Origin of the sequence: Aquabacterium sp. (genome assembly GCF_014378415.1) — a bacterium.
GTDB lineage: Bacteria > Pseudomonadota > Gammaproteobacteria > Burkholderiales > Burkholderiaceae_C > Aquabacterium.
This window is the reverse complement of record NZ_JACMNS010000049.1, coordinates 23954-36558: the sequence shown is the minus strand read 5'-3', so window position 1 is coordinate 36558 and position 12605 is coordinate 23954. Positions and strand designations below refer to the sequence as shown.

Here is a 12605-nt window from a genome sequence, read left to right as displayed (position 1 = left end):
GCAAAAAGTGGCCCATCACGGCACCCACTGGCTGATGTATGGGCTGTTTTTTGCGGTGCCCCTGATTGGCTGGGCCTACAGCTCGGCCCACGGTTACCCCATCGTGTGGTTCGGCGTGTTGCCCCTGCCTGATTTCGTGCCCGTGAACAAAGAGCTGGCCGAGGCCATCAAGCCCTGGCACGGGCTTGCGGCATTTGCCTTGATCGGCCTGGTGGGCCTGCATGTGGCCGCCGCCCTCAAGCACCATTTCGTCGACCGCGATGGCCTGTTGCTGCGCATGCGCCCTGGCCGCTGAGCCCCACCTTTCACCCCAAGGAATTTTGACATGAAACGTCTGATTGCCTCTGCCGCCACCGCTTTGGCCCTGGCCGTTGCCGCCGTGCCCCAACTGGCCCGCGCCGACCAGGCCGTGGTGCCCGCGCAAAGCGAGATCACCTTCGTGGCCAAGCAACTGGGCGTGCCGCTGGACGGGCGCTTCAAGCGCTTCGCCGCCCAGGTGGCCTTCGACCCCAAGCAACTGCCCGCCAGCAAAATAGCCTTCCAGATCGAGCTGGGCAGCGTGGCCGTCAATGCCGATTCAGACGCCGAGCTGGTCAAGCCCGAGTGGTTCAACACCGCCAAGTTCCCTAAGGCCACCTTCCAGTCTGGCGCCATCAAGGCCTTGGGCGGCGGGCGTTTTGAAGTGGCGGGCAAGCTGGCCATCAAGGGCCATGCCAAAGACCTGGTGGTGCCCGTGCAATTGACCCAGGCCGGCGCGCTGACCACGGCCACCGGCACCTTTGCCATCAAGCGCCTGGACTTCAAGGTGGGCGATGGCGACTGGGCCGACCCCTCCGTGGTGGCCAACGATGTGCAAGTCAAATTCAAGCTCACCCTGCAAGGCGTCCCCGCACTTTGATGCGGCGCTTTGATCCCTTTTTTCACTCACTGAGGAACCTGACCATGACCAAAATTTCCCTGACCCTGTTGGCCGCCACGGCTGCCCTGGCTGCCGCCGCCGTTCACGCTGAGCCCGCCACGTATGCCATCGACCCCACGCACACCTTCGTGACCTTCGAGGCCAAGCACTTCGGCACCTCGACCAACCGTGGCCGCTTCGACAAAAAGTCGGGCAGCATCACGCTGGACGTGGCCGCCAAGACCGGCAAGGTGGACGTGGCCCTGGAAACCGCCTCCATCAACACCGGCACGGCGCCGTTCGACAATCACCTCAAGAGCAAGGATTTCTTCAACGTGGAGGCCTTTCCCAAAGCCACATTCACCAGCGACAAGGTGATCTTTGACGGCGACAAGGTGTCGGCCGTGGTGGGCGCTTTCACTTTGTTGGGCAAGACCCAGACGGTGACCTTGAAGGCCAACAACTTCAATTGCTACCAGAACCCCATGCTCAAGCGCGAGGTGTGTGGCGGAGACTTTGACACCACCATCCAGCGCGGCGATTTCGGCATGACCTATGGCCTGCCCGGCATCCCCAATGACATCCACCTGATCATCCAGATCGAAGCCGTCAAGCAGTGATGCTCAAGCCATGAACGAAGGCTGACGCTCGGTGTGCAGGTGGGCCTTGAGCATCGCGCTCAGGTCTTCCTGCGTGAAGGGCTTGGCCAGGTGGTCGTCCATGCCGGCGGCGCGGCAGCGGTCGCGGTCCTGGCTCATCACGTTGGCCGTCAGCGCGATCACCGGCAGGCTGGGGCGGCCTTGGTCATGCTCCAGGCAGCGCAGGCGCTGCGTGGCCGCGATGCCATCCAGCACGGGCATCTGGCAATCCATCAAGACCAGGTCGATGCCGTGGTGCGGCTGGCTCAGCACCGCCAGCGCCTGCTGACCATCTTCCACATGCGTGACCTTCAGGCCCAGCTTGGTGAGGATGGACTCGGCGACCAGGGCATTGACCGGGTTGTCCTCGGCCAGCAGCACGTGGCCGCTGAAACCCAGTTCGCTCATCAAAGGTGAAGGCCGCGTGGCCAGGAAGCGCGTGGGCTCGCTGTTGGTGATGCGAGGCAGGGGCACGTTCAAGGTGAACACCGAGCCCTGGCCCACCGTGCTTTCGCACAGGATGTCGCCGTTCATGGCGCGGGCGATTTCGCGTGAGATCGTCAAGCCCAGGCCGGTGCCCCGGTGGCGGCGTACGAAGCTGCCATCGGCTTGGTGGAAGGCGTCGAACACCATGGTCTGCTGGTCGGGCGGGATGCCGATGCCGGTGTCTTCCACGCGGAAGACCACGCGTTTGGCGCAAGGGCTGTCGGGGCCTTCGGCCTTGCAATCATGGCGGCTCACCGTCACCCTCACATGGCCCATGTCGGTGAACTTGATGGCGTTGCCCACCAGGTTGAGCAGCACCTGGCGCAGGCGCGCCGCGTCGCCAAACACCATGCAGGGTGAGGGCAGTTGCACCTCGCGCCGCAAGGGCAGGCCTTTCTCGGCGGCGGTCACGGCCAACAGTGACAGCACATCGTCCACCACCGCGTGCAAATCAAAAGGCGCCTGGTCGATCTGCAGCTTGCCGGCCTCGATGCGCGAAAAATCCAGCACGTCGCTGATGATGCCCAGCAGGTGCTCGCCCGAGCGCTCGATCAAAGCCAGGTGTTCGCGCGATTCATTCAGCACGCCAGGGCGGGGCGGCAGCTTCTGGCTCACCAGGCGCGCCAGGCCCAGGATGCCGTGCAGCGGCGTGCGCATCTCGTGGCTCATGGTGGCCAAAAATTGGTCTTTGACGGCGCTGTGGCGTTGGGCCAGTTTCAAAGCCTCGGCGCGCTCTTGTGCGATGCGGTCGGTGGTGAAGCGCAGCCACAGCAGTTCGGTGATGCGCCGGGCCGAGCGTTCGCCCTCCAGCAGCATGATGCCCATCAGGGCCAGCAAACCGCAGCCGCCAAAGACCCCGTAGGAGTCTTGTCGCGTGAACAGCATCACGGCGCAGGGCAGCAGCATGCTCACGTTGAGGATGCGGTTGGGTCGGGGGTCGGCCTGCAAGGCGAAGGTGCAGATGGCGCTGGCGCCAATGAGCGATCCCACGATGACGGCGGACACGTTCAAATCGTTGATCGGCAGCAACCAGGCACTGCCCAGCCCCCAGGTGCCCCCCAGCAGGCCGGACATGAGCATCATCTTGCCAAGCCAGTGGGGATCGTCACGGTGCTGCGAGCGCAGGTAGGCCCGGTAGATGCCCAGGCGCACGGCGGTGACGCTCAGGCAAACCACGGCCCAGATCGCCGCGCGTTCCCAGCCCACCTGCGCGCCTATCAGGGCGGCCAGGGCCACTGAAAAGACGCTGTTGACCAGTTCAACCGGCAGCGCAGCACCGAACAGCATCCGCACCCGTTCGGCTTCGATCAGGCGCTTGAGCTGAGGGTCGTCGGGGGTCACCCGAAGGGGGTCCGGTAAGAGCGGCATCGTCTCTGGTTATCGTCCGGCGTGCGGGCGACTTGAGTGTTGAGGCGGCAGGTTTTAGACTTTTTGGCGCGCGGTGTTAAGTCGTTCACACACCCGCACGGTCGCCATCTGGAAGGCCTGGAAGTTCATCCCGATCTGGTGGATCAGGGGTTCCAGCTTTTGCCACATGGCGGCCGGGTCGGCGGCGGTGACCGGATCGAGCAGCAGGCCGTCCACGGCCGCGCCGATGGTCAGCAGGCGTTGCACCTGCGGGCGTTCGTTGGCCCACGAAGCCGGGCCTTGTGAACGGCAACGCACGCCATCGGCCACCTCGCGGGACAGGCCCCACGACTGGCACAGGGCGCCGCCCAGGGCCGAGTGGCTGACGCCAAAGGCCGCGATCTCAGCCTCGGCCAGTTGTTCTTCGTTGGTGCTCTTGCTGTCCAGTGCCATGTAGCGCGTGTGGTCGTAGGCGATCAGCACGGCGCGCCCGCTCTCGGCGAACAGGCCGATGGTGTGGGCCAGCCATTGATCCACGTCCAGCTGGCGCGCGATGCTGCTCATGGCCAGGCCACGGATGCCAGCGCGGTCCCAGATGGTCTGCAGCAGCGGGCCGGGCGGGAAAGCGCCGCGCAGCCCGATCTCATACGTCAGGCCGGACACTTGGGCCATGCCCAGGTAGCGGATGCCCTCGTGCACGGTCTCGACCCGCTTGAGCAGGCCGAACAGCGCCGAGTTGACGGTGCGCACCACGGCCGACGACAGGGCCATGTCGTTTTCAATGACCTCGGCCAATTGTTCGGTGGTGCAGTCTTCTTCGGCCATCAACAGCGACAGCTTGACCAGGGTGCTGGGACAAGCGGGCAGGTCGATGTTGAGGTTGCGCAGGGGGGATTCGATGGTCATGGCGGGCTACCTTTCACGACGCAGTCTATGCCTGCACGCCACATCGTGATGGGGAAATTGGCCCGCCTTCAGGCCGCATTCTTGAGGCTCAGGCGCGCGCGGGCCAGCCGCGTGGTCGGTGGGGTCAGGCCCTGGCTGCGGCGGTACTCGCTGGGCGCCATGCCCTTCCAGCGGCGGAAGGCCTCGATGAAGGTGGTGACGTCGGCGTAGCCCAAGCGCTCGGCGATCTCGCTGTGCGTCAGGCTGGCGGTCGCCATCAGCTCTTCGGTCAGGGTGCGGCGCACTTCTTCGAGCAGGCCGCGGAAGGTGGCGCCTTCGGCCGTCAGGTGGCGGCGCAGGGTGCGCGAGGTCATGCTCATTTCCTCGGCCACTTTCTCCATGTCGGGGATGTGGCCGGGGGTGCGCAGCAGGCGATCGCGCACATCGGCGGCCACGCCGGTGCGGGCATGGCGGCTTTCCATCAGGTTGCGGCACATCTGCTCGCACAGCTGGGCGGTGTGCGGGTTGGCCTGCGGCAGGGGCAGGTCCATCAGGCTGGCGTCAAAAATATTGCGCTCGTGCGGCATGTTGAAGCTGGGGCGAACGCCGAACAGGGCGGTGTAGGCGGCCACCACCTCGGGCGCTGGCTCCGGGCGCTTCATTTGCACTTCCCGGTAGGGTATCGGCGCGCCCAGGACCTCGCGCTGCAGGGTGACGATGGCGGCACGGTCGCGGTCGATGATGAACTGGCGCACATCGGGCGGCAGGTGGTCGGTCTGGAAGGTCGAGGTGATGAGGTCGCCCTGGCGCTCGATCACGTTGGTGGTGAGCGAGAAGGTCAAGTTCAACATGCGCGAAGCCATCGACACGGCGCTGCCCAGCGTGGGGCTGCTCATGACGGCATAGCCCCACAGCCCGTAGGTGGTGACGTGGTACCGGCAGCCAGCGTGGATGCCCAGCTCGGAGGCGTGGTTCAGCTCGGTGCTCAGGTTGCGGATGAGCTGCACTTCTTGCAGCGCTTCGATCTCGGCCTTGGGGTTGTCCAGTTGGGCGCGGGTGATGCCGGTGTGGCGCAGCATGGCGTCCACGCTGACGCCGCGTTCATAGCCCAGTTGGGTCAAGACGCGAGCCGTGGCAATGCCGCGGCGGAAATCCCAGATCGTGGGCTTGAAACTCATGTCGGTACGGTCCGTGGTTGTTCATTGGCGTTACAAATTATGTCCGCCAATGCCATGGATGATGTCCGCACTTCTGCATGTCCGGGTAAATTGCGTGGTTATTCAACGGCGCAATATCACGAGTCCCTTCAGGTACTCGCCTTCGGGGAAGGTGACGGTGGTGGGGTGGTCGGGCGAGGCCTCCAGGCGCTTGACGATGTAGCCGTCCACGCCCGCGTCCAGACCCGCGCCGGCCACGATCTTGTGGAACAGGTCGGCGCTGATGCCGCCCGAGCACGAAAACGTCAGCAGTGCTGCGCCGGGCGACAGCAGCCTGAAGGCCAGGCGGTTGATGTCCTTGTAGGCGCGCGCGGCGCGTTCTGCGTGGGCGGCGGTGGGCGCGAACTTGGGCGGATCCAGCACGATGGCGTCGAACTGCTGGCCTTCGGTGATGAAGCGGCGCAGGGTGGCGTTCACGTCGGCGTCCAGCGTGGTGTGCAGGCTAGCATCAAAGCCGTTCAGGGCGACGTGGGCGTTGGCGCGGGCCAAGGCGGGGCCCGACGAATCCACGCTGATGACCTCGGTGGCGCCACCGGCCAGGGCCGCCACACTGAAGCCGCCGGTGTAGCTGTAGCAGTTCAGCACGCGCTTGGCGCCCAGCTGGCGGACCAGGTCGGCGAACAGCTTGCGGTTGTCGCGCTGGTCCAGGTAGTAGCCGGTTTTGTGGCCCTCGGCCACGTCCAGGCTCAGGCGCAAGTCGTGCTCGCGGATCGCCAGCTCGGTGACCAAGGGATCGCCCTCGGGGTGGCGCAGCCAGCCGGTGCGCTGGGGCAGGCCTTCCAGCTCGCGCACGCCCACGTCGGAACGTTCATAAATGTGATGGCAGCCGGTGGCTTGCAGCAAAGCGTCGGCGATCACATCGCGCCAGCGCTCCACGCCCACGCTCAAAAACTGGGCGCTCAGCAAGTGGGCATAGCGGTCGACCACCAGGCCGGGCAGGCCATCGGCCTCACCGTGGATCAGGCGCATCGCGTCGCTGGCAATGGCCAAGCGCGGGCGCAAGGCCACGGCCTGCGCAATGCGGCGCTCAAAGAACGCCGCGTCAATGCGCTCGGCCTCGTCAAAACTCCAGGCCCGCACGCGGATCTGCGACGTGGGGCTGAACGAGCCCCAGGCCAAAAACTGGCCATCGTGCGACTGCACGCGCACGGTCTCGCCGGCATCGCCCCCACCCTTGGCGATGCTGCCCTGGAACACCCAGGGGTGGCGGCGGTGGAGCGATCTTTCCTTGCCTTCGCGCAGGGTGATGGTTTTCATGAGGGCTGACGGTGCTTAAACCGCCGATTGTCCCCCGGTTCCCTGTTCCAATACGCGCCATGCATGCTCATGACACCCCCCAGGCATCGACCCGGCGCACCCTGGACGGCACCTTGGTCACCATCGTCCTGCCCGCCTTCAATGAATCGGGCGCCATTGGCGACACGGTCAAGGGCATCGCCGCCTGGCTGGTGCCGCACGTGCCGCAATGGGAGATCCTGGTCGTCGACGATGGCAGCTCGGACGACACCGCGGGCACCGTGCAAAGGCTCAGCCCCGCACTGCGTTTGTCGGTGATCCGCCTGTCGCGCAACTTTGGCAAAGAAGCCGCGTTGACCGCCGGCCTGGACCACGCCAAGGGCGGCGTGGTGATCGGCATGGACGCCGATGGGCAGCACCCGGTCGAGATGTTGTCGCAAATGCTCTCGCACTGGTGCGATGGGGTGGACATGGTCTACGCCGTGCGCCAAGACCGGGATCAGGAATCCAGCTTCAAGCGCTGGGGCGCCCGTCTTTTTTACCGCATGCTCAGCGTCGGTGGGCAGTTCAGCATCCCCGAAGACGCGGGCGACTTCCGCTTGATGGACCGCTGCGTGGTCAACGCCCTGAAGGCCTTGCCAGAGCGCGAACGCTTCATGAAGGGCTTGTACGCCTGGGTGGGCTTTCGCACCCTGGGCCTGCCCTACACGCCCTTGTCCCGCACCGTTGGCGAGACCACGTATTCCAAGCGCAAATTGATCCGACTGGCGTGGACCGGCTTCACCGGTTTTTCGGCCCTGCCGCTGCGCGTATCGAGTGCGGTGGGCTTTGTGCTGGCCCTGATGGCCTTGGGCTATGGCCTGAACGTTGTGATCGACTACATGTTCTTCAACGAGTCCGTGCCGGGTTGGCCCACCATCGTGGCCAGCATCATGTTTTTTTCGGGCATCCAGTTGCTGTTCATCGGCATTTTGGGCGAGTACCTGGCCCGCGTCTATGACGAGGTCAAGGGCCGACCGACCTACCTGGTGGCCGACATCACCGCCAGCTCGGGTCCGGCCAATGACAGCGCAGACTGAGCGCTGGCCACCCGGTCCCATCCGCTTTGTCCTCGTGGGCATCGCGGCGGCGGGGGTGCACTACGTGGTCGCCTTGGGGCTGAACGGCGCCTTGGGCGTGCCGCCGAGTTGGGCCAACCCGCTGGCTTTTGCCACGGCTTTTCCGGTCAGCTATGTGGGGCACCGGGCCTTCTCTTTTGCGGGGTCGCTCAGGCCGCACGCTCAGGCCTTGCGCCGTTTTTTCGTGGTGGCGCTGGGCAGCTTTTTGGGCAACCAGGCTTTGCTGCTGGCCTTGCTGCACACGCTGGCCTGGCCCTTCTGGCTGGTGCTGGGCATCACCCTGGTGACCGTGGCCGTGGCCACCTATGCCTTCAGCCGCTACTGGGCGTTTCGCTGAGGCCAGGCCTTCACCACCACCACCACGCGGCCTGCACTTTGCACGATGGGCAAGCCCTTCAGCAAAGGATCGCTGGCGGCGGTCTGCCGGTCTACCCAAATCCAGTGCACGCGGGCTGGGTTGGCCAGCGCCCGGGCCTGCCATTGATCCCGCGACACCAGCGGCGAATCAGCGCGCCCCGCGAACTCCTGGCCCTCAACCAACTCACGGCGCCAATTGTCGGGCAACTGGCGGCTGGTGGCCGACCAGTCGCCCACCACCGAAACCGGCGTGCTGCGGTCCAGGGCCACCGGCACGGCGTAGTCGTAACGATCCCAGAACACCACCTCGTCCGACGGGGCGATCTGCGATTTCAAGGCCCGGGCCAGGCTCGTCGCATCGTCGTTCTGCTTGAAAACCGCCACTCCCACCAACACCGCGCACAGCACCGCGCCCAGGCTGGCCAGGTGCATGCGCCAGCGCCAGCGCGCCACCCAAGGGCCCAGCAAAATGGCGACGGCGGGGGCCAAAGGCAAGATGTAGCCCACCAGCTTGGACCTCGGCATCGAGAAAAACACCATCACCACCGCGAACCAGGCCAGCGCCAGCCAATGCAGACTGCGGGCGGAGCCTTCGCCACGCCCACTGGCGCGCAACGCCGGCCACGCCAGCAGGCTCCAGGGCAGCATGCCCAACGCCACAATGGCCGGGTAAAACCACGGCCCAAAGGCATTGTTAAAGCCCGCCTCGGTGAAGCGTTCAAACTGCTGCACCACAAAGAAAAAGTGCATGAAATCCGGCACCTGGCGCTCCATCAGCACAAACCAGGGCAGCACCATCAAGCCCATCAACGCCAAGCCGATGACACTCAGGCCGTCCAGCAAGCGATGCGGGCGCCGCTCCAGCAAGGACCACAGCACAAACACTGCCCCCGGCAGCACCAAGCCAATCAGGCCCTTGGCCAGCACCCCCAATGCCGCCACGGCATAAGCGGCCCACCACCAATGGCGGCGCCGTGTTGGCTCTGCCCCGCAGGCCAGCGCCGCCAGGGCAATGGTCACCGTGATGCACGAGGCCACCAGCATGTCCAGGTTGGCGTACTGCGAGCCCAACACCATCAGCGGATTGGTGGCCAGCAGCACCGCCGTCCAGCGGGCACTGGGCTCGTCAACCCACCGCTTGACCAGGGCATAGGCCGCACTACAGATCAGCAAAGCCGCGACCACGGACGTGGCCCGCGCCACCAGCGCGTGGGGCCCGAACGCTCCCATGGCCGCTGCCTCCAGCCAGTAATACAGTGGCGGCTTGTGCAGGAAAGGCTGGCCATTCAGCCGGGGTACCACCCAATCGCCGCTGCGCAGCATCCAGCGCGCCACATCGGTGTAGCGCCCCTCATCGGGCACGGCAAACGGGCGCCAAACGGCCAAGGTCATCAGCCACACAGTCAGCGCGGCAAACAGGCGGGCGGGGGTTCTGAACATGGGCGATAGACTGGGCCGGATGAAATCGCTGATTGTCACCGCTGACGACTACGCCATGAGCCCCGCCATCGACGAAGGCATCCTGGCGCTGGTGCACGCTGGCCGGGTTGGCGCCACCTCTTGCCTGGTGCTCAGCCCCCGTTGGCCCGAGGCCGCCCGCAGCCTGACGCGCCAAGTGCTGGCGCAATGCCACGTCGGCTTGCACCTTGACCTCACCGAGTTTGCCGCCCACCCCCAAGCCCTGGGCCGCCTGATCCTCAAAGCCTGCGCTCGCCAGCTCGACCCCGCCGCGCTGCGCCAAGCCATCGTGGCGCAGCTCGACCGGTTTGAAGCGACCTTGGGCCAGGCACCCCATTACGTCGATGGCCACCAGCACGTGCACCAGTTACCGCAAGTGCGCCAGTGCCTGGTCCAGGTGCTGGCCCAGCGCTACCCGGCGGGCGGCCCCAGGCCGTGGTTGCGCATCAGTGATGCCCGCGTGGCGCAGGGCTGGAAAGGCCGATTGATCGCGGCCCTGGGCAGTGGCCCCTTGCGCCGACTGGCCCGCCAACAAGGCTTCGCCACCACCGACCGGCTGCTGGGCGTCTACGACTTTGACGGCCATGCACCGCGCTACCTCACCCGGCTGGCCCACTGGCTACCGCACACGCAAGGGGTCACCGCCCTCATGTGCCACCCGGCTGCGCGCCTGGATGAATCCGACCCCCTGGGCGCGGCACGGTGGGCCGAATACCAAGTGTTGAAGGGCCCTGATTTTGCGGCACTGCTGCAGCGCGAGCAACTCGGGCTGGTTTCTTCGCCCTGAGTTGGCCCGTCAACCCTTGCGCTTGGCCCGGGGGTGGGCCGCGTCATACACCTTGGCCAAGTGCTGAAAATCCAGCTTGGTATAGACCTGGGTGGTGGTGATGTGGGCATGGCCCAGCAGCTCTTGCACCGCCCGCAGGTCACCGCTGGATTGCAGCAGGTGGCTGGCAAAACTGTGCCGCAGCATGTGGGGGTGCACATGGGTGGGCAGGCCCGCATCGATGGCCATCTGCTTGAGGCGGTTGCGCAACTGCACGGCGGTCAGGCGGCGGCCCAGGCGGCTCACGAACAAGGCGGGCTCGCCAGGCGGGGCCAGGGCAGGGCGCATCTCCAGCCAGGCGCTCAGGGCTTTCAAGGCCTGGGTGCCCACGGGCACGGTGCGGCGCTTGCTGCCTTTGCCCAGCACATGGGCTTCGGCGCCATCGCGGTCCAGCCAGCCCAGGGCTTGTGGGCCGGCGCTCACGTCCAGGCCCAGCAGCTCGGCGCTGCGCAGGCCGCTGCCGTACAGCAGCTCGACCATGCAGTGGTCGCGCGCGGCCAGCCAGGGGGCTTCGCGCGCATCGCGGCTGCGGGGCGGCGGGGCCTTGGGCGGCGCTTCGGTGGACAGCGCCACGGCTTGCTCCACCGACAGGGCCTTGGGCAGGGGCTTGGGGCCTTTGGGCGCGCGCACGCCTTCCACCGGGTTGAGGGTGGCCAGGCCTTCGCGGCCCATCCAGCGGAACAAGCCCCGCCAGGCCGACAAGGTGATGGCAATGCTGCGGGGGCCCAGGCCGGCAGCGTGCAGGCGGGCGGCCCAGCCGCGCACGTGGTGCGGTTTGACGGCGGGCAGGCTCAAGGCCTCTTTGGTGCAGAAAGTGTCCAGGCGCTTGAAGGCGTCCTGGTACATGGCCAGCGTGCGCTCGGCCAGGCGGCGTTGCACGCGCAGGTGGGCCAGGTGGCGGGTGATCAGGTCTGGCGTTGAGGGCGCTGAGGCAGACAATGGCATGGCCCATTGTCGGGGCAAGTGTCAGCTTGGCGGAGGCTGATCTTTTGCTTTCGCATCAGCCGTGTGGTGGCTGAAGTTGCCCGTTGCTGTCGACCACATCAACCGCGCTCCAGTGGGGTACACCGGCCTGGCTTGCGGAAACAGTCGTCGCTGCGCAACGGGCTTGTTGCGAGCGCCTATGTTTTTTGCTCGTCCGGCTTCTTCGCACCGAACGGATACGCGCCGCCAGCCTTGCCCTTGGGCGGGATCTTGAGAGACAGCATCATCGTCAAGGCCAGCGTGACCACGGTGAATCCGAGCGAAAACACCACCGGGATCTTGTAGACGTCGATCAGCAGCATCTTTGCGCCGATGAACATCAGCACGATGGCCAGACCATAGCTGAGCAGGTGAAAGCGCTCGTGCATGTTGGCCAGCAAGAAGTACATCGCGCGCAGGCCCAGGATGGCGAACACGTTGGAGGTGAGCACGATGAACGGGTCGGTCGTGATCGCGAAGATCGCCGGGATCGAGTCGACCGCGAACACGATGTCGACGATGCCGATGAGCAGGATCACCACGAGCAGCGGCGTGGCCATCTTGACGCCGCCCACCACGGTGAAGAACTTCTCGCCATCGTAGTCAGGCGCGATCTTGAAGCGACTGCGGATCCACTTGAGGGCGGGGTTGTTGTCCAGGTCAGGCTCCTGGCCCGCGGCCCACCACATCTTGATGCCGGTGAACAGCAGGAACGCGCCGAACACATAGAGAATCCAATGGAACTGCACGATCAGCCAGGCGCCCACGAGGATCATCACCGCACGCAGCACGAGCGCACCCAGGATGCCGATCATCAGCACGCGCTTCTGGAACTCGGCTGGTACCGCGAAGTAGGTGAATAACATCAGGAACACGAAGATGTTGTCGACCGCAAGCGCCTTCTCGATCAGGTAGCCGGTCAGGAACTCCAGCGACTTGGCATTGGCCAGTGAGCGGGCCGCCGCATCCGTGCCGGCACCGCCGAGGTACCACCACAGCCAGCCCATGAAGACAAAGGACACCCCAACCCAGACAAGGGACCAGATGGCAGCCTCACGGGTGCTGACGCGGTGCGCCCCCTGTTTGCTCATCGCAAAGAAGTCCACCAACAGCGCAAGGAGCACAAACGCCGCGAACGAGGACCACATGAGTGGAGAGCCGATGGATTGCATGACC

At 65.6% G+C, this 12605-nt stretch carries 13 protein-coding genes; 6 read left to right on the top strand and 7 right to left on the bottom strand.

The genetic code is table 11. From position 1 onward, the window contains the following. From H7225_RS05235 to H7225_RS05225, 3 genes are all read left to right on the top strand, one after another. Positions 1–295: cytochrome b/b6 domain-containing protein (locus H7225_RS05235; RefSeq protein WP_290659730.1), on the top strand; the 295-nt coding region annotated here is incomplete at its 5' end. Positions 296–325: 30 nt separating this feature from the next. Continuing rightward, positions 326–898 carry a YceI family protein gene (locus H7225_RS05230; protein ID WP_290659729.1) on the top strand — a complete coding sequence of 191 codons (573 nt, stop codon included), beginning with the start codon at positions 326–328 and terminating at the stop codon, positions 896–898. A gap of 44 nt (positions 899–942) precedes the next feature. Next, the gene (locus tag H7225_RS05225) at positions 943–1518 is read left to right on the top strand and encodes a YceI family protein (protein ID WP_290659728.1); all 576 of its coding nucleotides are present in this window, start codon (positions 943–945) and stop codon (positions 1516–1518) included. Between the two features lie 3 nt (positions 1519–1521). Here the strand turns inward: H7225_RS05225 and H7225_RS05220 are convergent, their stop codons facing one another. From H7225_RS05220 to H7225_RS05205, 4 genes are all read right to left on the bottom strand, one after another. Further along, complete coding sequence (locus tag H7225_RS05220) at positions 1522–3363, bottom strand: ATP-binding protein (protein ID WP_290659727.1); 1842 nt, start codon at positions 3361–3363, stop codon at positions 1522–1524. Positions 3364–3444: 81 nt separating this feature from the next. Continuing rightward, on the bottom strand, positions 3445–4275 hold the full coding sequence (locus H7225_RS05215; protein ID WP_290659726.1) for an HDOD domain-containing protein: 831 nt from the start codon (positions 4273–4275) through the stop codon (positions 3445–3447). Between the two features lie 68 nt (positions 4276–4343). Then, complete coding sequence (locus H7225_RS05210; RefSeq protein WP_290659725.1) at positions 4344–5432, bottom strand: AraC family transcriptional regulator; 1089 nt, start codon at positions 5430–5432, stop codon at positions 4344–4346. 102 nt (positions 5433–5534) lie between these two features. After that, complete coding sequence (locus H7225_RS05205; RefSeq protein ID WP_290659724.1) at positions 5535–6728, bottom strand: class I SAM-dependent methyltransferase; 1194 nt, start codon at positions 6726–6728, stop codon at positions 5535–5537. 59 nt (positions 6729–6787) lie between these two features. On the opposite strand from H7225_RS05205, the gene H7225_RS05200 reads away from it, so the two are divergent. Then, complete coding sequence (locus tag H7225_RS05200; RefSeq protein ID WP_290659723.1) at positions 6788–7786, top strand: glycosyltransferase family 2 protein; 999 nt, start codon at positions 6788–6790, stop codon at positions 7784–7786. Continuing rightward, positions 7770–8162, top strand: a complete 393-nt coding sequence (locus H7225_RS05195) for a GtrA family protein (protein ID WP_290659722.1) — start codon at positions 7770–7772, stop codon at positions 8160–8162. Before H7225_RS05200 ends, H7225_RS05195 begins: the two co-directional genes overlap by 17 nt. On the opposite strand, the gene H7225_RS05190 is transcribed toward H7225_RS05195, so the two are convergent. After that, complete coding sequence (locus H7225_RS05190; protein WP_290659721.1) at positions 8144–9622, bottom strand: glycosyltransferase family 39 protein; 1479 nt, start codon at positions 9620–9622, stop codon at positions 8144–8146. The genes H7225_RS05195 and H7225_RS05190 overlap by 19 nt on opposite strands. 19 nt (positions 9623–9641) lie before the next feature. Between H7225_RS05190 and H7225_RS05185 the strand changes: the two genes are divergently transcribed. Next, positions 9642–10427, top strand: coding sequence for a ChbG/HpnK family deacetylase (locus tag H7225_RS05185; RefSeq protein WP_290659720.1), 786 nt, complete (start codon positions 9642–9644; stop codon positions 10425–10427). A gap of 9 nt (positions 10428–10436) precedes the next feature. On the opposite strand, the gene H7225_RS05180 is transcribed toward H7225_RS05185, so the two are convergent. Beyond that, positions 10437–11411 (bottom strand): tyrosine recombinase XerC, encoded by a 975-nt coding sequence (locus H7225_RS05180; RefSeq protein ID WP_290659719.1) that lies wholly within the window; start codon positions 11409–11411, stop codon positions 10437–10439. A gap of 176 nt (positions 11412–11587) precedes the next feature. After that, entirely contained in the window at positions 11588–12601 is a 1014-nt protein-coding gene (locus tag H7225_RS05175; protein ID WP_290659718.1) for a TerC family protein, read from the bottom strand. Between the last annotated feature and the right edge of the window lie 4 nt (positions 12602–12605).